18 protein-coding genes, 9 tRNA genes and 2 rRNA genes (1 of these 29 cut by a window edge) are annotated in these 23752 nt (G+C 47.8%); all 29 read left to right on the top strand.

Features of this window, described 5'->3' with window-relative positions; translation table 11 throughout:
• Positions 1–292: ribosomal RNA gene (locus tag EI981_RS22990) — 23S ribosomal RNA — on the top strand; it begins 2639 nt to the left of the window's first position.
• A gap of 56 nt (positions 293–348) precedes the next feature.
• Positions 349–465, top strand: a 5S ribosomal RNA gene (rrf, locus tag EI981_RS22985).
• 5 nt (positions 466–470) lie between these two features.
• A tRNA-Asn gene (locus EI981_RS22980) sits at positions 471–546 on the top strand.
• A gap of 4 nt (positions 547–550) precedes the next feature.
• Positions 551–625 (top strand) — tRNA-Glu (locus EI981_RS22975).
• Positions 626–649: 24 nt separating this feature from the next.
• Positions 650–725: transfer RNA gene (locus tag EI981_RS22970), tRNA-Val, on the top strand.
• Positions 726–741: 16 nt separating this feature from the next.
• Positions 742–815, top strand: a tRNA-Met gene (locus tag EI981_RS22965).
• Positions 816–836: 21 nt separating this feature from the next.
• Positions 837–913, top strand: a tRNA-Asp gene (locus EI981_RS22960).
• Between the two features lie 131 nt (positions 914–1044).
• Positions 1045–1120: transfer RNA gene (locus EI981_RS22955), tRNA-Lys, on the top strand.
• 16 nt (positions 1121–1136) lie between these two features.
• Positions 1137–1211, top strand: a tRNA-Gly gene (locus EI981_RS22950).
• Between the two features lie 9 nt (positions 1212–1220).
• Positions 1221–1297: transfer RNA gene (locus EI981_RS22945), tRNA-Arg, on the top strand.
• A 7-nt stretch (positions 1298–1304) separates the two neighbouring features.
• Positions 1305–1384: transfer RNA gene (locus EI981_RS22940), tRNA-Leu, on the top strand.
• A 179-nt stretch (positions 1385–1563) separates the two neighbouring features.
• Positions 1564–2253 (top strand): Crp/Fnr family transcriptional regulator, encoded by a 690-nt coding sequence (locus EI981_RS22935; protein ID WP_127002216.1) that lies wholly within the window; start codon positions 1564–1566, stop codon positions 2251–2253.
• Between the two features lie 161 nt (positions 2254–2414).
• Positions 2415–3209, top strand: coding sequence for a DNA alkylation repair protein (locus tag EI981_RS22930; RefSeq protein ID WP_127002214.1), 795 nt, complete (start codon positions 2415–2417; stop codon positions 3207–3209).
• Positions 3210–3527: 318 nt separating this feature from the next.
• On the top strand, positions 3528–4103 hold the full coding sequence (locus tag EI981_RS22925; RefSeq protein ID WP_127004925.1) for a sigma-70 family RNA polymerase sigma factor: 576 nt from the start codon (positions 3528–3530) through the stop codon (positions 4101–4103).
• On the top strand, positions 4093–4917 hold the full coding sequence (locus EI981_RS22920) for a hypothetical protein (RefSeq protein WP_127002212.1): 825 nt from the start codon (positions 4093–4095) through the stop codon (positions 4915–4917). Before EI981_RS22925 ends, EI981_RS22920 begins: the two co-directional genes overlap by 11 nt.
• On the top strand, positions 4914–5786 hold the full coding sequence (locus EI981_RS22915) for a carbohydrate ABC transporter permease (RefSeq protein WP_227011552.1): 873 nt from the start codon (positions 4914–4916) through the stop codon (positions 5784–5786). Before EI981_RS22920 ends, EI981_RS22915 begins: the two co-directional genes overlap by 4 nt.
• A 13-nt stretch (positions 5787–5799) precedes the next feature.
• The gene (locus tag EI981_RS22910) at positions 5800–6678 is read left to right on the top strand and encodes a carbohydrate ABC transporter permease (RefSeq protein ID WP_127002210.1); all 879 of its coding nucleotides are present in this window, start codon (positions 5800–5802) and stop codon (positions 6676–6678) included.
• A gap of 20 nt (positions 6679–6698) precedes the next feature.
• Positions 6699–7859 (top strand): efflux RND transporter periplasmic adaptor subunit, encoded by a 1161-nt coding sequence (locus EI981_RS22905; protein WP_127002208.1) that lies wholly within the window; start codon positions 6699–6701, stop codon positions 7857–7859.
• Between the two features lie 49 nt (positions 7860–7908).
• The gene (locus EI981_RS22900) at positions 7909–9237 is read left to right on the top strand and encodes an ABC transporter substrate-binding protein (RefSeq protein WP_127002206.1); all 1329 of its coding nucleotides are present in this window, start codon (positions 7909–7911) and stop codon (positions 9235–9237) included.
• 39 nt (positions 9238–9276) lie between these two features.
• Complete coding sequence (locus tag EI981_RS22895) at positions 9277–9867, top strand: hypothetical protein (RefSeq protein ID WP_127002204.1); 591 nt, start codon at positions 9277–9279, stop codon at positions 9865–9867.
• A 105-nt stretch (positions 9868–9972) separates the two neighbouring features.
• Positions 9973–11019: a LacI family DNA-binding transcriptional regulator gene (locus tag EI981_RS22890; protein ID WP_127002202.1), complete on the top strand. Its 1047-nt coding sequence runs from the start codon at positions 9973–9975 to the stop codon at positions 11017–11019.
• 134 nt (positions 11020–11153) lie between these two features.
• Positions 11154–14297, top strand: a complete 3144-nt coding sequence (locus tag EI981_RS22885) for an alpha-mannosidase (protein WP_127002200.1) — start codon at positions 11154–11156, stop codon at positions 14295–14297.
• Between the two features lie 22 nt (positions 14298–14319).
• Positions 14320–14982, top strand: a complete 663-nt coding sequence (locus tag EI981_RS22880; RefSeq protein WP_127002198.1) for an SGNH/GDSL hydrolase family protein — start codon at positions 14320–14322, stop codon at positions 14980–14982.
• 376 nt (positions 14983–15358) lie between these two features.
• Positions 15359–17122, top strand: coding sequence for a glycoside hydrolase family 36 protein (locus tag EI981_RS22875; RefSeq protein ID WP_127002196.1), 1764 nt, complete (start codon positions 15359–15361; stop codon positions 17120–17122).
• A gap of 148 nt (positions 17123–17270) precedes the next feature.
• Complete coding sequence (locus EI981_RS22870) at positions 17271–18896, top strand: extracellular solute-binding protein (RefSeq protein WP_127002194.1); 1626 nt, start codon at positions 17271–17273, stop codon at positions 18894–18896.
• 237 nt (positions 18897–19133) lie between these two features.
• A complete protein-coding gene (locus EI981_RS22865) occupies positions 19134–20096 on the top strand; it encodes an ABC transporter permease (RefSeq protein WP_227011551.1) in 963 nt (320 codons plus the stop codon).
• Positions 20097–20111: 15 nt separating this feature from the next.
• Positions 20112–20987 (top strand): carbohydrate ABC transporter permease, encoded by an 876-nt coding sequence (locus EI981_RS22860; protein WP_127002192.1) that lies wholly within the window; start codon positions 20112–20114, stop codon positions 20985–20987.
• 25 nt (positions 20988–21012) lie between these two features.
• On the top strand, positions 21013–22905 hold the full coding sequence (locus EI981_RS22855) for a sensor histidine kinase (RefSeq protein ID WP_127002190.1): 1893 nt from the start codon (positions 21013–21015) through the stop codon (positions 22903–22905).
• Entirely contained in the window at positions 22905–23711 is an 807-nt protein-coding gene (locus EI981_RS22850; protein WP_127002188.1) for a response regulator transcription factor, read from the top strand. Before EI981_RS22855 ends, EI981_RS22850 begins: the two co-directional genes overlap by 1 nt.
• Positions 23712–23752 lie beyond the last annotated feature (41 nt).

The raw sequence follows: 23752 nt of genomic DNA, 5'->3' as shown, positions 1-23752 counted from the left end.
ACAGTTCGGTCCCTATCTGTCGTGGGCGTAGGAAATTTGAGAGGAGCTGTCCTTAGTACGAGAGGACCGGGATGGACGCACCGCTGGTGCACCAGTTGTTCCGCCAGGAGCATAGCTGGGTAGCTAAGTGCGGAAGGGATAAGCGCTGAAAGCATCTAAGCGTGAAGCCCCCCTCAAGATGAGATTTCCCAATTAGTAAGACCCCTTGAAGACGACGAGGTTGATAGGCCTGAGGTGGAAGTGCAGCAATGTATGGAGCTGACAGGTACTAATCGGTCGAGGGCTTATCCAAAGATCTAAAAATGCAAATGAGTTTCGTATCCAGTTTTCAAGGATTAACCTTGAACGTTTGGTGGCGATGGCGGAGGGGTTCCACACGTACCCATCCCGAACACGACCGTTAAGCCCTCTAGCGCCGATGGTACTTGGACCGAAGGGTCCTGGGAGAGTAGGAAGCCGCCAAGCAATGTTCCCTGATAGCTCAGTTGGTAGAGCACTCGACTGTTAATCGAGTTGTCACAGGTTCGAGTCCTGTTCGGGGAGCCATTAAGGCCCGTTGGTCAAGGGGTTAAGACACCTCCCTTTCACGGAGGTAACAGGGGTTCGAATCCCCTACGGGTCACCATTTCCATTAATGCTACCAAAATATGGAGGCTTAGCTCAGCTGGGAGAGCATCTGCCTTACAAGCAGAGGGTCAGCGGTTCGATCCCGTTAGCCTCCACCATATTTTCTCTAATTGACGCGGGGTGGAGCAGTCCGGTAGCTCGTCGGGCTCATAACCCGAAGGTCGTAGGTTCAAATCCTGCCCCCGCAATTAGCTTCAATTTCATAGTGTGGAGCCGTGGTGTAGAGGCCTAACATGCCTGCCTGTCACGCAGGAGACCGCGGGTTCGAATCCCGTCGGCTCCGCCATTTTCTTTTAATTACGAGACGGAAAATTATATGTTCTCTGGAAGTAATGATTCATTGACACTTTGGTACTGCAGATGTATTGCCATAGAATGTGCTTGAGGCTCCTTACTTCATCTCAGATTTACTTATGAGAGCCATTAGCTCAGTTGGTAGAGCACCTGACTTTTAATCAGGGTGTCGAAGGTTCGAGTCCTTCATGGCTCACCAGTTTTTTGAATTTTATGCGGACGTGGCTCAGCGGTAGAGCATCGCCTTGCCAAGGCGAGGGTCGCGGGTTCGATTCCCGTCGTCCGCTCCATCTAAATATGCGCCCTTAGCTCAGCTGGATAGAGCGTTTGACTACGAATCAAAAGGTCAGGAGTTCGAATCTCTTAGGGCGCGCCACTTATAAGCCGGTGTGGCGGAATTGGCAGACGCGCGCGACTCAAAATCGCGAGGGAAACCGTGGGGGTTCGAGTCCCTTCACCGGCATCATAGTATCACAAGGATGTTCTTTAGGAGATAACCTAAAGAACTTTTTTTGTATTTAAAGCTCCCTTGAGAAAAGGAAAAATTATTGACTGCTACTAATATACGTTGACTTCAGCCTAACGATTTATGATTATGTAACTCCACAATACGTTGTTATTTACCATGTTCTGGAGGGAAAAATGGATAAAATCCAATACCTATCACAGTTTAATTTGCTGCATACATTATCTGAAGAAGACTTAATTGTTATGGATAAACTCACTTTAATTACGTCCTATCTCCCAAAGACGTTTATACAAACTCCGGAATCATTTCAAGAAAAGTTGTACTTCGTCAAGAAGGGGAGGGTTCGCTTATACCGGATCAACCCCGAAGGGAAGCAATTTACGCTGGACATACTAAGTGAGGGAAATGTTTTTGGCGAATTAAACGGTATCTCGCTGGGGACCCGGGACCTGTTTATTGAAGCGATTGTGGAATCCGATATCTGTATGATCGATCAGAAGCGGTTTGAGAATTTCCTGGTCGAACATCCACGTTTTTTGCTGAATATGTTAAAAGTTCTAAGTGAACGCTTAGTGTATATAAGCAGTCTCGCTCAAAACCTCGCACTTGGGAGACTTCATGAGAGAATCATGCATGTTCTTCAAAGGCTTTCCCGTCAGTTCGGGGTTAAGTGTGACCAACGAGACAATGATTACTATAGGATTGATACCCCATTATCGCATCAGGAAATCGCTCACCTTGTTGGTGCATCAAGGGAGGCTGTCACACTTGCATTACAGGAGTTAGCAGAAGCGAAAGCGATCAAGACCGATTTTCGGACAATTTATATACACTGCGAGCATTTGAACATTGAATATAAATAAGAGTTGTTATCCACATTACATCCTCTCACATGAAATGCAGGTATGATTTGGATAGTATAAAGGCTCGCAGCTGGCCAAGTTGCAGTGCCGTCAGTTACCAGTGTAAAAGGCAGGTGCTTACTATCAATAAAAAACAATCGTTTCCTGCTCTAGATACCTATATGGGCAGAAAAGGAGCAAAGAAGGTTAGCGAGATTCATCCAGAATTACTCCAGTTGTTGCAGCAAGGACGGTTGGAGACGGTAAACTTGACTGAATGGCTGGCGATCGACCATATCACCTTGTTGCTTCATATATTGGACGAGCTGGAGCTAGAACAGCATTCAGAGGCGATGTTATCCGATTTGGAGAGTATTCCTCCAAAGATTATGAAGATGATCCCGGCTATTGCCGGTGTGTGGCTTCGTCTTCTGAACCAAATGCCAGAGTTCAAACGAATCGAGGCCATGGACAGACTTTCCACTCATCGTTCAGATAGCGTCAGATGCTGGGCTGCCTACATTGTAGGCTTGGATGAGCTTACGTTAGATCAGAAATTGCAGAGAATCCGTTTTTTTGCTGCCGATGAGCATTTTGGCGTACGTGAAATCGCGTGGATGGCTATCAGGGAGCATGTTGCGCAAGAACTTAAGGAGGCTATTCGAATGCTTGTCGACTGGGCCCATGACGATAACGCCAATATTCGAAGATTTGCTATTGAAGTGACGCGTCCTCATGGAGTATGGGCCAAACATATAGCCGCTCTGAAGGCAAACCCGGCCTTTGCGCTGCCGCTGCTTGATATCGTCAAATCCGACCCATCGAAATACGTTCAGGACTCTGTAGGAAACTGGTTGAACGATGCCGGCAAATCGAGGCCGGAATGGGTTGTTCAAGTTTGCCAGACATGGGAGGAGCAATCTCGAACGAGAGAAACGATGCGAATCTTGAAACGAGCTCAGCGCAGTTTTAAATAAATAAGGGTAGTTCATCAGCATTATACTTACAAACAGTAAAGCTTTCTTGGATTGAAAAATCTCTGAAGGCTTTTTTTGTTTTATAGCTTCAACATTTGTTTAAAGCATGGGAGGAAGTAATTTTAATATCCTGCGCTTATGTTGAATTTAGGATACACTTGTACCGAATACACATTGCTGCGAATGAAGGCGGCTTTAGAACACGAGGGCAACCACAATTTACGCTATTAATGTTTACGGATTTTATCCATAAATCGAACCTTTTCGAATGAACGTGGCAATATAGATTGTAAGCTTACAAAGGAGGGCCCTTTTTTGGTGAAAGACATCAATATAGAACATTGGATTGAACGGATGAAGCAGGGGGATCCAACTGCATTTCGGGTGATTTATGAATGGTCATTCCCCGAAATCTATCGCTCTGTAGTGTTTCTAATGACGGAAAAAAGTGAAATAGAAGATGTAATGAACGAGATTTATTTTCAACTCTGGCGGTCTATCGACAATTACGATGCGAATCGTCCCTTCCGATTCTGGATGCATGGCATCGTGCTGAAGCAAATACAGAAGTGGAGAACTAAAAGCTGGAGGAGGTTCCGAATCTTCGAGAAGAAGCGGCTTTTGGAGGTAGAGGAGCCTATTTTCTCGGATCATCAGGTCCTTGAGGCAGAGTTCCATCAGGAGATGCTGACCATCGTTCATCAATTATCCTACAAACTTCGGTCGGTGATTATTCTACGCTATTATCACGACTATACCTTCGATGAAATCGCTGAATTGCTGGTTATCCCCGTAGGTACGGTCAAATCCAGGCATCACGCAGCATTGGGAAAGCTTCGCGAGCTTAGCCCATATAGTGAGCCAGAAAAGGAGAAAGAACTTTATGTCCATTGAACAGCAACTACGTGATAAGCTGCAGGATTGTGCGGAAGCAATGGAAATTCCCTCCGAAATGCAGGAGCGCATTCAAGAAAACTCTTACGAACGTTATAGCAATGAGAAATATAAAGCAAAATCAACGCTGAAGGTTCGCATGGTTGCATGTGTGCTTGCGGTTATACTTCTCACGTCGGCTGGCATCTATACCGGGCCTGCCGTAGCGGCGCAGATTCGAGCTTTGCTCAACCTGTCCGGGACTGAAGATTTGCGCAGCTTCGTGTCCAAAGATGAGGATTCGAATTATACCACTACTAATTTATATGCGGATGAGATTAGCGGCAATAAGACGGCACAAGAAGTGCTGGCGCGCATCAACCGCGGGTTCCCTGAGACGAAGGGCTTCGACATCGCGAGCGCACAGATCGCCAAAGGAATCAATGGAGGAACGCAAATCCATCAATTTAATATCATTCTGATCGAAAAAGGAAAAACATTCGAAGAGCCGCATAAAGAAGTTGTTGCCAATGTCGATGTGGAGACAGGACAGATCTATTTTGTACAAACGATTGGTATAGAGCCATTTGCTCCGCATGCTTCGAAATTGCAGGATTCAGAAGCGATCGCTATGGCGGATGCATTCCTGAAGCAACTGGATGTTCGTTCCGATGGATATCAGCCGGAAGTGGTAGCAGCCGATACTGATAAAGTACAAGGAAAAGGTCTGCCCATCGTCATCTACAAGCGTGTAAAGGATGGGAAGGAGATGTTCCAAGTGAACCTCCAGGAAGGAAGTACAAGTGTTGCATTCTTTTCTTCGGATAAGCCATGAAGTGGAACCGTCTCAGTCGTAGAGAAAGTATGGTGGCCGTGACGTTTTTGTTGCCGAGTACCATTGGCTTTGCATTATTCTATCTCATTCCGTTTGGAATGGGGCTTGTCTACTCGGTGCTGGACCATACTGTCGGCGGTTCATTTGTTGGACTTTCGAATTATCAGGAGTTGCTGAGCAGCGGATCTTTTCGCAAAGCCGTCTCGAATACGTTCTGGTTCACGGCGGTGAATGTTCCAGTGATGCTTATGCTGTCACTCGGGATCGCCCTCATGCTGAACCGGAATCTCTACCTGCGCAGATTTCTGCGGATGGCTTATGTCCTGCCGTTGGTTGTACCCGTAGCCTCCGTCGTGATGGTGTGGCAGGTACTCTTTGATTGGAATGGATCTCTTAACGCCTGGATGCATGCTGCCGGGCTTGAACAGGTAGACTGGATGAAATCGGCCTGGGCAAGAGTTGTAGTCTCAGTGTTCTACCTATGGAAACATATCGGCTACAACATCATCTTGTTCCTTGCAGGACTGCAAAGCATCCCGCGAGATTACTATGAGACGGCTGATTTGGAGGGAGCGGGCAAGTGGTACCAATGTTATGGAATCACCCTTGTCTATTTAACGCCGACGATGGTTTTCGTCGTCCTGATGTCTATTATGAATACGTTCAAAATATTCCGGGAGACGTACCTGATCGCAGGCGATTACCCGCATGACAGCATCTATACGCTTCAGCATTACATGAACAATATGTTCCTCGCGATGGATGTACAGAAGCTGTCTGCGGCTGCGACGCTTATGGTGATAGGTATCTATATCATCGTTGCGATGCTGCTTCGGTTAGAGAAGCGCTATACACACTTTATGGAATGATACGGGAGGAAGAATGAAGAAGAAGGGTTTCATTCGAAACCTGTCGGTCACATTGCTGATGGCATGCATAGGGCTCATGATCCTCTCCCCTATTGTGATTACTTTCACAAATTCATTTATGACGGAGCATGAAATTCAAGGCAATTACGGACTGGTGGGTAAAATGCCGGTTGTTACGCCAGGGGAGCCTGATGTATTTGTGAATCTGAAGCTCATCCCGGATTGGTTGTCCTTTGAGCAGTACGGGAGCGTATTGCTTGAGACGCCGACGTATTTGTTCATGTTATGGAACTCCGTTGCAATGGTCGTAGCGATCATCGCGGGACAGACGATTGTAAGTGCGCTAGCAGCGTACGCTTTTGCGAAGCTCCGGTTCAAGGGAAGAGAGAAATGGTTTCGGGTTTACTTAATGACGATGCTAATGCCTTTTCAAGTAACCTTGGTTCCGAACTATATTATTGCTGACAAGCTTCGTTTGATGAACACGGCTGGCGCGATTATTCTACCAGGGATATTTGCGGCATTTGGAGTTTTCATGCTAAGGCAATTTATGCTTTCGATTCCTTATGCGCTGGTTGAAGCAGCCCAGATGGATGGTGCAGGTCATTATCGCATTTTTTATCGGATAATGCTGCCTTTGATGAAGCCGGGGATAGCGGCGCTGATCGTCTTGTTGTTCGTTGACTATTGGAATATGGTTGAGCAGCCTTTGATTTTCTTGGAGGATTCATTCAAGCAGCCATTATCGCTCTATTTATCTAGAATTCATAAGGACGCCCAAGGCATCGGCTTTGCCGCATCGCTGATCTATATGACGCCAATGGTTCTACTGTTTTTATATGCGGAGTCTTATTTTATCGAAGGAATTCAAATGTCGGGGATCAAAGGGTAGCTCCTGAGAGGAGGGATAGGATGGCAACAGAGCTCGCAGAAGCGCTGGATGCAAGAAAAAAACGAGTAATCGTGTGGCTGTCTGGATTGTTCATCGGTTTGCTCCTTCTCCTTACCCTAGCGAGTAATACATTGCTGACGTTACATCTACCTAAGGTACGAACAGAACTAGGGAGGGAAGGAGCGTTAGTAACCACGTGGCGTGGCACGGCTAGGCTGATGCCCCGGCAACATATTGATTTATCAAACAGGGGGGAATGGTCAATTAGCGAGGTTCATGTGAAAGAGTGGGATTACGTGGCTAAAGGGCAAACGTTAATCATCTATGAGAACCCTGCTGCTGAGCAGGAAATCCTGGATGTACAGGCGGGCCTCGCAGGGCTGCGGCTATCGTTAATTGACTTGCAAGAGGAATATATTGAAGCCGTACAAAATGACGATGAGATGCAAGTGCGCCGCTCAAAGCGGGAGATAGAACGTGCGCAATTAGCCATTGATGTCCAGGAGCGAAAGGTGAGCATGATGCAGTCGGATGCGAGTGATCGCAGACGCATTATCGCGCCTTTTGATGGGGTTGTGACACGAGTAAATGCGATCCCGCAACTGCCTGCGGGGAGCGGCGGACCAGATATCAGCTTAATGAATGCGCAGCAAGGCTATCAATTCGAGATTCTCATCCCGGATGACGTGGGTCAAAAATTGCGTACCGAGGAGAAGATGAACGTTGAGATCGAACGGGAAGGGGACAGAGTTCCAGTTGAAGGGATCATTACCGAAATTCGCCCGATGACAGGCGTTGATGCAGGGGCTTCCTACCAAAAGAGGACGGGAGAAGAGGCATATCAGGCAGCTGCGAGTAGGCGGGTTGTCGTAAAAGTCCAACATCCGAATATTCAAACGAATGATCTCGTAAGCGTGGAATTAACACAATCGGAGAAGCGCGAGGGAGGCATGCTGGTGTTGAGCCAAGCGATTCATCAGGAGGGAAGGAATAGCTACGTCCTTGTTATGGAAGAACGTTCAGGTCCATTAGGCAATACCTTTATAGTTCGTAAGGCTCCCGTCCAATTGGGGGGAACGAATGGCCAAGAGACCCTGGTGTTACAAGGGGTATACATGAAAGATCGCATTATTGTAGAGAGCAGCGAGCCGCTAGCAGAAGGTCAACGCGTAAGGGGCTAAAGCGCTTGGTCAGTATCGATCACATAGAGATTGTAGAGGAGAGATTAGGATGAAAAAAAGTGGCGTACTTTGTTTAATCGTCCTCATGACGATGACGTTGGGAGCATGCGCTGGCGGACAGGGACAGGGAGATGAAGCGAAGCCGGAAGGGCAGCAAGAACAAAACGGGAAGAAAATCGTGGTCTTATCCGTATTCCAAGCGGATCCTATATATACCCAAGCTGCGAAAAAGTATGAAGAGCAACATTCCGATGTGGATATTCAAATCAAAGAATACAGCCAAGTGGAGGCCTCCGATCTAGAAAGTGATCTCGAGAAATATGTGAAGACCACCACCACAGAGCTGCTGTCAGGAAAAGGGGCCGATTTGATTACCCTGGATGTGAGCGGTCTGCCGGTTGAAAAGTATGTAGACAAGCAAGCGCTAGTCAACTTGAGCGAGCTGATGAAGCAGGATCCTGGCTTTGATTCCAATTCGTATGAGATGAACATTCTGGACGGGGCCAAGATGGGAGAGGGGCTTTACTCGCTGCCCCTGCGGTTCTTCTTAGACAGCCTGATGGGCGATAAAAATGCAATTGAGCAATCCGGCGTGGAATTTGATGACAGCACATGGACATGGGGGGAGTTCACAGCGGTGGGCAAACGTCTGGCGGCATCCGGAGAGCACACGTATTCGATAGGGAATACGGCACCCGAGCAGATGTTGAACGTTCTGTTCGTTGATAACTACACTCGCATTATCCACGGAGAGAAGCGCCCTGCTAGCTTCGATGTCAATGTTTTTGTCGGACTGATGGAGCAAGTGAAGACGATGTATGCGGATAAGGTGGTTACGGATGCGGAAGTTAATGCAGGAGATTATTTTTTTGCACCTGCTTTGATTCTGTCGCCTGAAGATTATTTCGTAGGGCCGGCGATGTTCTATGAGCAAGGGAAGATCTATCGTAAACCGCTTGCTGCCGGGCAACAGGCTGGAGGCACCTTCGTGATGCATAAGAACCTAGGGATAAATAGGAATTCGAATGTGCAGGCAGAAGCATGGGATTTCATGAAGTTCTTATTGTCTGAAGAAATACAGACCATGCCCGGGTTACAAGGATTCTCTGTCAATAAAAAGGTCAACGAGAAGACGTTCAAGGAGCTTGAGGACAAAGGCACTATCGAGTCTCCAATGGGATCCTTGATCCCGATTCAGAAGGAAGATATCGACATGATCAAGCAGATGCTGGCCCAGGCGATTACGCCGCAAAAAAATGATTCGAAGCTTCAAGCGATCATCGAGGAGGAAGCGGGGGCTTACTATAGCGGTCAGAAATCGGCACAAGCGGTCGCGGATCTAGTTGCAAACCGTATAACAACCTACTTGAATGAGTAGATAGAAAATTCAAATTTGAAACGAAAGGGATGCTTCAAGATGAAAAAATGGTTGGCTGTATGTTTGATAACCGCCGTTATAGCAGTAAGCATTTCTGCTTGTAGTCCCCAGGGAACTATAGAGGGTGATGCTGATGAGGGGGAAGCCACGGCTTTTGATCAGCTGAATCATGAGATAGCCGAGCAAGAGATGACTGAAATGTTTTCGAATTTGATGTCACTGAAGTTACCACAGGGTCTTGAAGCACAATCAAAAGAGTCAACCAACTCCAGTCTTGTTTTTGCGGATCATAGCAAGAAAGTCAGGCTTGAGATAAAACATGATCCCGAGCAAAAGTTGACTGATGCTCAGATCGATAGGGGCCGATTGAAGATGAAGGCGATTTTCGAACAGGACCATCCTGGGGGAACGTTAGAGTGGTTGAAGGATGAGACGCAGCTTGTTCATGGGAAGCATATTGCGATTAATGAAGTCATCATCCCCTCCGAGCAAGGTAATGGCACTTATCATGTCAAGGCATGGGCGGAATTAGATGGCGCGCTTCTTGAGATTGATTTTACTGCTCCAGCTAATATGAAGGATGAATGGCAGAATTCCGTTCATGAGATGATTGAATCGATGCAGATGTAACGTAATGAACCGTTTAGCGGCAGGGCTAAGCGGTTTTTTACTTACGGAAAAAAAACGCCTATACATCCTTGATAACACGTGTTATAATCTTGCCGAGGTGCTAATATGGGAAAAAAAAGAATTACCAGCCATGATGTGGCTCGGCTGGCCGGTGTATCCCGCAGCGTAGTATCCGCGGTGCTGAACGCGACGCCCGGGATTGGGGTTAGCGCGGAGACACGAGAGAAGGTGCTTGCTGCGATCCACGAGCTGGACTATCATGTAGACGCCCAGGCGCGTAGCATGAAGACGGGACGCAGTATGACACTGGCTGCCTTTGGCGACACCCGTCATCCACTGTTCATACGCCTGTTGGAGGGCATGCAGCGGGAATGCGAGGCCAGAGGATATCATATTCTGCTGTGCTCTCCAGGATATAGACAATCAGGAGAAGCGAGGAATGAGCTGCTGGATCTCTACCATCAGCGAAAGATCGACGGAATCGTTACACTGGATAGCACAAGCTATCGTAGCAAGGAATGGGCTACAAAAGTAAAAGCTGTAGGTGTACCCTACGTATCGGTTGAAGGTTATGCGGAGACGGCAGGGGTAACTTCCGTGCTGGCTGATTATAAAGGCAGTGTAACGATGGCGCTGGAGTATCTGATGAAGCGTAACCCTAATATGGAAACGGCTCCGCTATATGCTGAAGTTTACGGAGCACCTGCAGGTCGTGTAATCTGGGCGGAAAAGATGCGCAGAAACGCTTATATGGACTGGTGTCGCAAGTATAGCTTGAGTCCAGAGGTCTCCCGTCATGAAGAGAAGGAAGGCCGAGTAAATTGGTTGGAATGGCTAGAGGGTGTAGCCAAAGCTGGAGCCGGAGAAACGCTGCCTCCAGTGCTCGTGAATTGGTCCAATGCGGTTCCCGATCTTTACCGGGCTGCACACAGCTTGGGTTTGCACATCGGTGATGAACTAAAGATCATGGCCGCGGACAATATGATTCAGGGCCATCGTCTAAGTCTCCCCACATTAAGCTGCGTAGAGATTCCCTATGTAAGCATGGGGGAGGAAGCGGTGCGCTGTGTACTGGGACAGATCGAGGAGGAACAGGAGCTGTCTGAAAAGGTATGGCTGCCGGCCATTCTGAGACCGGGTGAAAGTGCGTAACAGGTTGTGCAGGTGAAGAAGACGGTGAAGGTATACTTAGTTCTGCATCGGTTATAAAATGCGGTCCCACTTTGTGGGTAACCGCTTATTTCATAGCATATAACACGTGTTATTACTCAAAGGAGGAGAAGTGGATGTTTTGGACGGAAGAGAAGTTGGAAGCGCGTATTAAGGAATTGGGAACTTATCGTTACCGAGAAGCTATGCAGTTAGTGGAATGGCAGGTACAAGAGGATGAGGATGGAGCCAATGGAGAATATCCTTCGCAGCCTGCCGGCCATTCCGTTATCCACCTGGGGGATTACTGGACCGGTCGCGACCGTTATTTGTGGATGTACAAGCGGGTGGATGTACCGGCAGACTGGAAAGGCCGGCGAATTGTAGGCCGCTTTGATTTCGGACGGACAGGGGGAGGCAACAATAGCGGATTTGAATCACTACTGTTCCTGAATGGGAAGCCGTATCAAGGCGTGGATTCCAATCACCAGGAGGTGTTTCTGGAGGAAGATACTGCGGGAAGCACGTTGGATTTTGCTTTCCGTCTGTGGTCTGGTCTTGAAGGTGGCGGTAAGCCAACGCCACAGGAGCATCGCATCAAGCTGGCAGAGTTGGCTTGCTTGGACGAAGCGGCGGATCATTTATACTTCACCGGCCGAGCTGTACTTGCCGTGAGCAGGCAGCTAGCGGACAGCCAGCCGGAGAAACAGGAGCTAATCGCAACGCTGAATCGTGCGTTTGCTGAGCTGGATTGGACGCGGCCTGGCAGCGAAGCATTCTATGCCTCCGTCGCCGCTGGTAGTGCCCTGCTGCAGACGAAACTGGCGGCGATGAAGCGTGAGCATCCGGTTACGGTTACGGCAGTTGGCCATACCCATATCGATGTCGCCTGGCTGTGGCGGCTGACCCATACGCGGGAGAAAGCGGCGCGTTCCTTCTCTACCGTTCTGAGGCTGATGAAGCAGTATCCCGAGTATATCTTCCTGCAGACCCAGCCGCAGCTGTACGACTATATCAAGCAGGATTATCCAGAGATTTACGCCGAAATTTCTGAGCGCGTCAAGGAAGGGCGTTGGGAAGCTGGCGGGGCGATGTGGCTGGAGGCGGATTGCAACCTGACGAGCGGAGAATCGCTGGTCCGTCAGATTCTGTACGGTACGAAATTCTTCCGCGAGGAATTCGGTGCGGAATGCAAATATCTCTGGCTGCCAGACGTGTTCGGCTACAGCTGGGCCCTACCGCAGATTTTACGCAAATCAGGCATCGACACCTTCATGACGACCAAGATCAGTTGGAGCCAATATAATCGTATGCCGCATGACACGTTCCATTGGAGAGGCATCGACGGTACCGAGGTGCTGGCCCATTTCATTACGACGCCGGAAGGGCCCGAGTCCAGCGCTTGGTATTATACATACAACGGGCTGATCGAGCCGTTTTCCGTGCAGGGCATCTGGGACCAATACAGGGACAAAAATCTGAACCGGGAGCTGTTGCTGTCCTACGGGTATGGCGACGGTGGCGGCGGAGTTAATCGTGAGATGCTGGAAATGCGACGCAGACTGGATGAGATTCCAGGAGTTCCAAACGTGAAGACGGGGCGGGCTGATGAATATTTTGAACGGTTGCAGAGAACGATTGAGAGCACTGACGAGTATGTCCACACATGGGATGGAGAGCTGTATCTGGAATTCCATAGAGGCACATATACGAGCCAGGCATATAACAAGCGAATGAACCGGAAGCTGGAGCTGTTGTACCGGGAATCTGAATGGCTGCAAGCGATGCTGGCTGCGGAGACGGGGGATTTATCCAGGTATCCGGCTCAGCAGCTGTATGAAGGTTGGAAAATCATTCTGCGCAATCAGTTCCATGATATTATTCCTGGCTCATCCATCCGCGAGGTATATGAGGATTCCCGAGCAGAATATGCGGAAGCACTTCGGATTGGCGAGGAAGCCGCCGCTTCGGCCAAGGCGGGTCTAATGACCTTAAGCGACGGGAGAGATGAAATAGAATATACAGTGTTCAACGGTGCTTTCTATAACCGGGGCGATCTTGTTATTTTAGCGGATGCGGAATGCAAAGACAGGGAATGGAGAGATGGAAGCGGACGCGTGCTGCGTTCACAAAGACAGGGAGACAAATGGCTGATTGAAGTTCCTGATCTTCCTATGATGGGTTCTGCAATTCTTAAAGCCTGTCCGGCTGAACCGGCCCAGTTGGATGTGCCATTCCACTGGGAAGATTCCCGACTGATCACTCCATTTTATATTCTAGAATGGAACGGGTCGGGACAAATAACCCGCATTTACGACCGTGAAGCGGAGCGGGAAGTACTCGCCACGGGAGAGTGCGGCAATGTACTGCAAGTGTTCGAGGATAAGCCCAAAATGTACGAGGCATGGGATATTGATCTGTTCTACCAGGAGAAAATGCGGGAGATTACAGATTTGCAGTCTATGTCCTTGATTGAGAGCGGGCCGCTGGCCGCTGTACTGGAATTGAAATGGGGCTATATGGACTCTACCATTACCCAGAAGGTTAAGGTGTACACGGGAAATCGGAGGATCGACTTCGAGACACTGGTCGATTGGCATGAACGGCAGCAGCTAATGAAGGTTGCGTTCCCGGTTGCGGTAAGATCCACAGAAGCCACTTACGACATTCAATTCGGCAATGTGAAGCGGCCAACACACTGGAATACGAGCTGGGATTATGCCCGATTCGAGAGTGTGGGGCATCAGTGGGCCGATTTGTCGGAGCGTGGGTATGGTGTGAGCCTGCTCAATGACTGCAAATATGGATACGACATCAAGGATCATGTGATGCGGCTGTCATTGATTAAGTCGGCCACAGAGCCGGACTGGCAGGCTGATCAAGGCGAGCACCTCTTCACTTACGCTTTGCTGCCGCATTTGGGAGATTGGGCTTCCGGACGCACGGTAGAGGAAGCGTGGTCGCTGAATAACCCGTTGCAGGCGGTGCAGGGGGGATATACCGCCGGAGCTGGCAGGTCGCTAATCCGGACTGATGCCGAAGGTATCGCGATTGATGCGGTGAAGCTGTCAGAGCAAGGCGATGCTCTGATCGTCCGACTTCACGAATATCTGGGTGGACGTAGTGAGGTTACACTAACTAGCGATTACCCGGTCTACTCCTGGCAGTTATGCGATATGATGGAACGCCCTTTATTGGAAGCAGTGGACGGTCCCGAGATCCGTCATAGGTTCAAACCTTATGAAATTAACACATTTCTAGTGAAGTTCTCTTGTAATTGATTTGACGAAGGGAGAGACAGCTATGTTAATAGGTAATAACGAGAAGCTGATCATGATTGGCGACTCTGTGACAGATTGTGAGAGGGCACGTCCTTATGGAGAAGGCTTATTTGGGGGAATTGGAAAAGGATATGTCATGATGGTAGACGCCCTGATCCAGTCCGTATATCCTGAGCGAGGCATTCGAGTCATGAATATGGGCGTGAGCGGCAATACGATCCGGGATTTGCAACAACGGTGGACTACTGATGTACTAGACTTGAAGCCAGATTGGCTGTCTATTATGATTGGGATCAACGATGTGTGGAGACAATTTGATACGCCGCATATAACGGAGGGGCATGTATATCTGGAGGAATATGAGTCGACACTTAGAGATTTGGTCGAATCGACGCTCCCCTCTTTGAAAGGACTTATCCTTATGACCCCGTATTATCTGGAGCCTAACTCAAATGATCTGATGAGAGCGGCTATGGATCGATATGGATCTGTCGTGAAGCGCGTTGCCGATAATTACGGATGTATGTTCGTTGATACACAGCAAGCATTTGCTTCTGTGCTTGAGTCCATTTACCCGGCGACGATGGCTTGGGATCGGGTTCATCCGAATGCAGTTGGCCATATGGTGCTGGCCAAAGCCTTTCTAAACGTCATCGGCTTCGATTGGAACAAGGCCTCGCATTAAGCGGGGCCTTTTTTTTATGAGTGTGACACAAGATCAGGATTTCCCCTGGTAAAATCGTTCTTCTCCCCGGTTTTCTCTTATTTTAGATTGAGGTATGTTTAGGGGGCAGTATTCTTCAAGTGCGTGTTCAAAAAGGCCGGTTTTCAACACCGAGAAGGTTGGATGAAGCCAGGGACGAAAGGAGCGGAGCGTAGGCAGAACCTACGTGAGCACCTGAGATGTTTCCGTAGGAAACATGACTTCGTAAGCATTTGCTTAGGCCCGGCTGAAATCAAGATTCGATGCCTTAGTTACTTCTTGATTCACTTCGTGATCAAAAGCGGACTTTTTGAACAACATCTTTAAAAGTATGTAAGCGAATACAGGGGGACTATAGATGTCTATGATGCAACATCACTTTCATTGGACTTACGGTGGCGATGGCGTTCAGACGGAGATTGCGACGGAGACTCCTGAAGCTGGGGTGGAGCTTGTTCACATCCGAATCAGCCTGGAAAAGCCAGCCACACCACTAAGTGTTCAATTGACTTGGAAACATCCGGTAGCTGATATTCATGGGGTATGGCATCCGAACTGCGGAAGGAACCGGGGATTTGTGCCGGATTGGGGTGCTGGTTATGCCAGCCGACTGACGAACTCCTCTCCAGTGATATGTCTCTTTAGTGGAAATGGCCGAAACAAGATGACATTTGCTTTCTCGGATGCTCTGAATCCGATTGTGATGAAGGCCGGTATTCATGAGGAGACCGCGGAGTTTCATTGTTCGGTGGTCCTATTTGAGGAGCCGGTGGCACCGCTAAGCCATTATGAGGCGACGCTTAGGGTGGATTGCCGGGACTTGTTCTATTGCGAGGCCCTGAATGAAGTTCAGAATTGGTGGAGCGGCATTCCTGGTCTGATTCCTGCCCCGGTTCCAGACTCTGCTCGCGAACCGATGTACTCAACCTGGTACAGCTATCACCAGCGACTAGTGCCGGAGGGGATTGAGGAGCAGTGCAGCCTGGCCAAGGAAATGGGGTGTGAGTCCATCATTGTTGATGACGGGTGGCAAACCGCGGACAATATGCGCGGATATGCATACTGCGGCGATTGGATCGTGTGTCCGGACAAAATACCGGATATGAAGGGGCATATAGAGCGGGTTCATCGCTTAGGAATGAAATATTTGCTCTGGTATTCCGTTCCTTTTGTAGGTATGCACAGCCGGGCCTGGAGCAAATTTAAGGATAAAATGCTGTATACGATTGAAGAGCGGGGTTGGGGAATCGTGGACCCCCGATATTCCGAGGTACGTGAATATTTAATCGGAATCTATGAAAAAGCGCTGTTAGAATGGGACTTGGACGGTTTCAAGCTGGATTTTATGGACAGCTTCCTGCCCCCAGGGGGACAGAAGCCGGAGTACGGCAACGGACGGGATTATGTATCGGTATCGGAAGCGGTGGATCGGCTCATGACCGACATTATGCATCGTCTGCGTATGATCAAACCGAATGTGATGATTGAGTTCCGCCAATCTTATATTGGGCCGCATATGCGCAAATACGGCAATATGTTCCGAGCGTCCGATTGCCCAAATGATTCTATCGAGAATCGGGTACGCACTTTGGATATTCGACTTCTGTGCGGCAGCACGGCTGCACACGCTGATCCAATAATGTGGAGCATCAAAGATCCGGTAGAATCGGCAGCACTTCAGCTCATCAATGTATTGTTTGCTGTGCCGCAAATCTCGGTTAGATTGGATCAGCTTCCTGTGCGACATCAAGAAATGGCAGCTTTTTGGCTGTGCTTCTGGAGAAAACATCGGCATGTTTTGTTGGATGGACAGCTCGAGCCTTATCATCCGGAGCTTCTGTACCCTGTGGTCGTAGCTGTAACGAGTGATATATTAATCGCCACTGCTTATGAGCGGACTGTAGTTCCCCTTGATAGGGAGCTGCCGGAGACCGTGATACTGATCAATGGTATGCGAGAGAATGGAATAATTGTGGAGTGGGCAGCTAACGCTGGTCCCAGAGCAGTTACGGTACAGGACACTACCGGACGTGTGGTGCAGGAATACAAGCTGGGAATTGAAGGGCTACAGCAAATTTCTGTTCCGCCCGCAGGGCTTGTTACACTCATAGCAGGCAAATAAGACTTTTATCCGGTATTATCGTCCTTTTCCCCGGTTTTCAGGGAAGGTATTTTTTATTAATTTTGACATGTGAACGCTTTCCTTTCAGCTTTAGGTCAGTCCGTTTTTAAGGGGAAATAGAGTACAATTTGAGGAGGTCTTCTAGTAAATGACAAAATTAGGGAGAAAGTTGACTAGTAGTATGCTGGCTGTTGTTCTAGCAGGTACGGTAGCATTAACGGGATGTGGCAACTCTGGAGAACCGTCTGCCTCGCCGTCTTCTTCACCGTCTGAGGGAAAGGAGACGAACACTGCAGATCAGCCTTATAAGCTGAATTGGCTGAAAGGGCAGGATATATCGAAGCCGTATGATTATTCCAAGGATGTCGTGAAGCAGGCAATTGAGAAAAAACTGAACATTGAGATCGTACCAGAAATGGTGGATGTGCAGCAGTACAAGACGAAGCTGAATCTGAAGATGACCAGCGGAGATATTCCTGATGTGGTCAGAATTGATTTTGCTGATGACTTCCAAAAATATGCGCAGCAGGGCGCCTTTGTTGACCTGACTGATCTGATCAATGAGAAAGATACGCCAAACATTGTTAAAGAAGTGCCTGCGGAAGTGTTCGAACAGGCCTTGGTCAACGGTAAATTATACGGAATTCCTTATCAGGGTGGTCCGGGAGCTGGCTACCGCTGGGATTTGGTAATGCGTGCAGATCTCCTGGGAAGCACACCGGTGCCGACGACGCTTGATGACTATTACAATCTGCTCAAGAAGATCAAGGCAGAGAATCCCGATGTTATTCCACTCGGAGGTTATAACGCGGAGGTCGGACAACAAAAATATGCCAACAATTCCTTTGACCATATTTTTGGCGCATTCGGGGTGACGCCAGGCTTCTTCACGGAAACGGATGGCAAGTTCAGCAATTATGATATCGATCCGAAAATGAGAGATGCACTTCTTTACCTGCAAAAGATGTACTCGGAAGGGCTTATTGATAAGGAATTCGCGACGATCAAGGAAGAACAGCTGCGGACCAAGCTGTATAGCGGCAAGCTGTTCTCCTGGATGGGCTGGTGGTCTACAGCTAACGATTATGATACACAAATCGAGACGAATCTGTTGAAGCAAAGCGGAGAACTGGCATCGGATGGCAGCTTGCCTGACCAATCCAATTCACCTTTCAAATACTTAACACTGACAGGTTCCCTCGTCGGATCCGATGGTAAGGCAGTAGCTCCTGCAGGTGCCCCATTCAACCAAATGACGGCAATTAGCGTCAAGACGAAAGATCCTGCACGGGTGCTGCAGATTATTGAGGATTCATTGTCACTGGAGAATCAGATGCTTACCGTGTGGGGAATTGAAGGCGAAGACTACAAAATTGAGAATGATAAAATGTCGGTTGTGACGGATCTGGTAGATCCTAAAACAATGCAAGACAAAGACGGTAATTTCCGCGGTATCCAAAGCTATCTGTTTGCCCCTGGGCTGAAAGGCTGGCCGCGTTACTTAGAATCGTTGCCGCTTCGGCATTTCCAGGCGCTTGATGTAGCTATCACGAATAAGTATCAAATCACTGATGCCTCCAACTTCTTGGATTCTCCAACCAAAATTGCCAAGCTGGTGGAGCTCAATACGATGCGCGACTCTGTATTTACTCAGATTATTATGGGCGGGGACATCAAGAAGTTCGATGAATTCGTAGAAAAATGGAAGTCCCAAGGCGGATCGCAAATTTTAAGCGAGTTGGAAGCATCCTTCATGAAAAAACAGGGCAAGTAATCCCTTTTCAGGGTAGGGCAAATCACAGGCCCATTGAACGCACAAACAAAGAACGGGAATAGGTCCGCTCCTCCCAGGGCAGCCTGCTCCTGTTCTTTTTTCATAGTAATCGAAAACTCGACTTTTCCCCTGTAATACTTCGCTTCTGTCCGGTTTTCGGATAAGGGGGGATTAGATATATTATTTATGAAAGCCCTTTCGAAACGGCTATAGAAGGAACAAGGAGGCATAAAAAGAATGGGGAGCGAGTTGGAATCGGCGCAAATGATCGTTGGAACTGTGCCTGAATCAGGATTGAAGAAAGTGCTGGATCGGATATGGAAGTTTAAACTGTTGTATCTTCTTTTACTTCCGGCATTTTTGTGGGTATTCATTTTTGATTATCTCCCGGTTTTCGGGATCAGCGTAGCCTTTATGGACTACAATTTTATTCGCGGAATCAGTGGTAGTGAATGGGCAGGACTAAAATATTTTCATGCATTGTTTGAGTCCGATATGTTCTGGACGGCCTTTAAAAATACGCTGATCATTAATTTGTACAAGATGATTAGCGGCTTTATCTGTCCAATTCTATTAGCACTTGCCTTAAATGAAATTCGTATCAAATGGTTCAAAAAGACGCTGCAAACAGCCGTGTACCTGCCGAGATTCGTCTCCTGGGTCGTATACGGGGGAATTATTACTCTACTTCTCTCTCCGGAAACCGGGATTGTTAATAAGCTGATCGAGCTTCTAGGCGGAAGTCCTGCTTATTTGCTTGCCGATCATCATTACTTCCGAACGATCTTGGTGGTGACCGACGCAATGAAGGAGATGGGATGGGCGGCAATTATATATATCGCGGCCATCGCCGGCCTGAATCCGGAAGTTAATGAAGCGGCTGTTGTGGATGGAGCCACCCGCTTCCAGCGCATCATTTACATGACGCTGCCGGGGATATCAGGTACGATCGTAGTCATGTTTATTTTACGGGTTGGCTTTATTATGAGCGCGGGTCTTGATCAGGTGATCAATCTGTACAACCCCATGGTCCTGCAGGTCGGTGATAATTTGGATACGTATATTTATCGCGTCGGGGTGGAGCAATTCAATATTAGCGTGGCCGCTGCGGCAGATGTTATCAAAGGAATTATCGGATTAGCGATGGTAGTTACAGCCAATCATTTTGCCAAACGAATCAATGATTCGGGCATTTTCTAGAGAGGAGACCGAATCATGAAGCTTACCGCTACAGAGAAGTTATTTGTTGTCTCTAACTATATTCTTTTGTCGCTCATGACCGTTGTTATTATTTTGCCCTTCTGGTATGTCATTACTGTATCCGTTACTCCTTATCATATATTCAGTGCCAAGAATGGCATGGTCTTGTTCCCAGCTTCGTTTAGCCTAGAGTATTACAAGTATTTGCTGGAGAAGGGTTCACTGATATATCAATCCTATGGGAATACGCTGAAGAACACAGTTGGGGGCGTGATTCTTGCACTAATTCTGACCTCTGGCGCCGCCTATGCATTAGCTGAGAAAAAGCTGCCTGGACGTAGAATTCTTATTCTGTTTTTTGTTTTTACGATGTTATTTAGAGGGGGAATGATCCCTACCTATATCACGATCAAGCAATTAGGGCTTCTGAACACCTCGTATGTATTGATTCTAGTTATGGCGTTCAGCGCGTTCTATATGATCATTATGAAAACCTTCTTTGAGGGGATCCCCAAAAGCTTGAAGGAGTCTGCTGCTATCGACGGAGCCTCGGAATTCCGCATTTTGTGGCAAATTGTCTTGCCGCTGTCCATGCCGGTTTTGGCCTCTATCGGTTTAATGTATTTGGTAGTCTACTGGAATGATTTCTTTAATGCTATGCTGTATGTGACGGATTGGAACAAGGCACCGGTGCAATTAGTGCTCCGCACCATTATAGCCAGTTCCAGCTTACCTCCTGAGCTGTTAGAGGCGGCTGGAACTACACCTCCGCCAACGATTGGCATCCAAATGTCAGCGATCGTAATCGTAGCTTTGCCGATGCTGATTATCTATCCTTTTGTTCAAAAATATTTTGATCAGGGGATGATGGTAGGCTCCGTTAAGGGGTGATATTCCATGTGCAGGGGGTGAGAAGATGGGACAGAGCGCATCGCGTAAAACCTCACGCTTGTTCAACAAGTTGAGCTTGCCACTCTTAGGTTTGATTGTGGTATTTATCGTCCTGTCCACGACGGCTTCCAGCTATATTCTGATTCAAGTTCAGAACAACCATACGCTGAAAATGGCGGAGCAGTCGATGGAGTTTGTACATCGGAATGTCTGGTATCAGTTTGATACCATGAAAAATGTAAGTGCGTTTGTGCGATCCAATCAATTTATTGATAACCTCATTGATCGTCAATATAAGGATGATTATGAGTCGATCGGAGATTTTTTTGAGCTGGAGAAGAATTTGCAAAATCTATCTCTCTTGTCTTTGCTCCATAATGTTGCTTCAAATAATGCAGTCCAGACGACGTATAGCGTATCTATGTTATTGGAACCCACCAGCAGTCTTTATAGTGTTTCACCCGCCCATTTTTTCGGGGGAACTGGCATCTATCAGGCTAATGACCTGATAGATGCAGAATGGTACCAACGGTTGAATCGTAATGAGAGTGAAGGCGTGTGGTGGGCTCAACCTTTTGGAACGGGCAATGTGGTGTATTTGGCTAGTCGCAAGCTTAGCTATAAGGATGGCCGGAATATAGGCACGGTGATGGTTGGTGCGGATACTCGAAGCATCCAGGGCGTAATCGGTAATGCACCTATTGATAAAGGCTACTATCTGCTGCTGGATGAGAAGAACCGGGTGATATATAGCGCCCGGCATTCATTTATGGAGAATTTGAACAGCACGCCATATGTTCAATCACTTCATGGGGCCAAAGGGACTGTGAAAGCAACTGTAGATAATGAATCGTACAGAATTATGTACAACTCGTTCGACAATGGCTGGAAGCTAGTGGCCTTGGTTCCAGAGAGTCATTTTAGCCGCTATACCTTTATGATCTCGATGATCTGTGCAGTTATTGGTATTATTGCGCTATTGGTATCCGGGTTCTGGATGCATTCGATTGTTACTCGTGTGACGGTTCCGATATCCCGGTTAGTCACGGCCATGCAGCGGAAGGATGTGCTGCAGCTGGAGCAGCCCCTGCCAAGCGACATCTCAGAAATCTATGAGATTAACGAGTTGAACCAACAGTTCTCAGCCATGCTGGTTATGATTCGGCAGCTGATTGAGAAGAGCTTCACTGAAGAAATTGAGCGGCGCCAATTGCAGCTGGAATTGTTGCAAGCTCAAATCAATCCTCATTTTTTGTACAATACATTGGATTTGATCAACTGTCGGGCATTGATTTCCGGAGATATGGAGACCAGCATGATCGTCCGTTCGCTTGCCAATATGTTCCGTTATGGATTAAATAAAGGCAAGACATGGATCCCTCTTAAGGATGAGGCTTGTCAGGTAGAAGCTTTCTTAGACATTCAGAAGCAAATGCTGGATGACCTAGCGATCAGCATAGATATTCCGGAGGAACTGGCTTCTGTACAGGTGATTCATTTAATTTTGCAGCCGCTTGCGGAAAATTGTATTGTGCATGGATTTGCCAATAAGACGAGCGATTGTCGAATCGAGATTTCAGCTAGAAGAGAATTTGAAAGCGTTATCCTCCGAGTGGAGGACAATGGAAGTGGAGTAGATCCGGACTTGATGAACTACCGATTAGCTAGAGAGAACAGCAAGGAGAAGAGTTCGGAGGGGGGCTATGGAACTTTAAATGTGCATCGCAGAATTTTACTGAACTGCAAGGAACGGAAGGAAGATTATGGTCTGCGGTATATCAGGGTTCCAAACGGAACCTGTGTGGAAGCGGTTATGCCACTAATCGCTGATGCTGATGAAGCGATTAAGAATGAAGGTGGACTTAGACCTAGCTTGTTCGGAAATCCTGCACCGGATGAGAGAATGGAGGATGAATAATGTATAAGCTGCTGGTAGCAGAAGATGTAAGGACTGTTCGAGAAGCCATTGTTCGCTCCATTGATTGGCGTGCGCTTGAGGTAGAGGTCGTCGGAGCACTGAGTAACGGTGAGGAGGTTCTGGAACAACTGGATGTCCTTGCTCCCCATATTCTATTAACGGATATTAGTATGCCAAAGGTGAATGGCATCGAGCTGATCATAGGTGTGCTGCAGCGGTATCCGGATATGAAATGCATTATACTGTCAGGCTTGAATGAATTTGAGTATGCCCGCAAGGCGATCTCATTGCAAGTGCTGGATTACGTCTTGAAGCCGGTAGACCCGGAGCAGATTCAACGAGTGGTAGGGCTTGCCGTTGCCCAGCTTCGCAAGGAAGAAGAGGAGCGCAATGGGCTTGCTATGGCGGAGCAATTGGTGAGAGAGCAGCTCCCCAATCTATCAGGTCAAATGCCACTAAACAGCATAGGCGGAAATGTAAAAAAGAAAAAGCTGGTGGATCAGGCTCTTGAATATGTTTTGGCTCATTACATGAAGCGAAGCCTGACCTTAAACGATATTGCCTCCCATGTTGGATTGAGTGAAAAATATTTGAACCAGGTGTTCAAGGAGGTGACTGGCACGACATTGAACCATGCTATTATCCAGATACGGATGGAAGCATCGGTTAAGCTCCTTAAGGATCCGACGATCAAAATTTATGAGATCTGTGATCAGATCGGATATACAGATCAGGATCATTTCCGGGATAGCTTCAAGAAGCATTATGGTTTAACACCAACCGATTATCGAAACAAGTTTCTTTAGTCCGTTTCGTTAAAGGCTTGCAGTTGTTATCTTATGATTCG

This window comes from Paenibacillus lutimineralis, assembly GCF_003991425.1.
GTDB lineage: Bacteria > Bacillota > Bacilli > Paenibacillales > Paenibacillaceae > Fontibacillus > Fontibacillus lutimineralis.
Note: the sequence above shows the minus strand (reverse complement) of the source record. Positions and strands in the feature narration are given on the sequence as shown.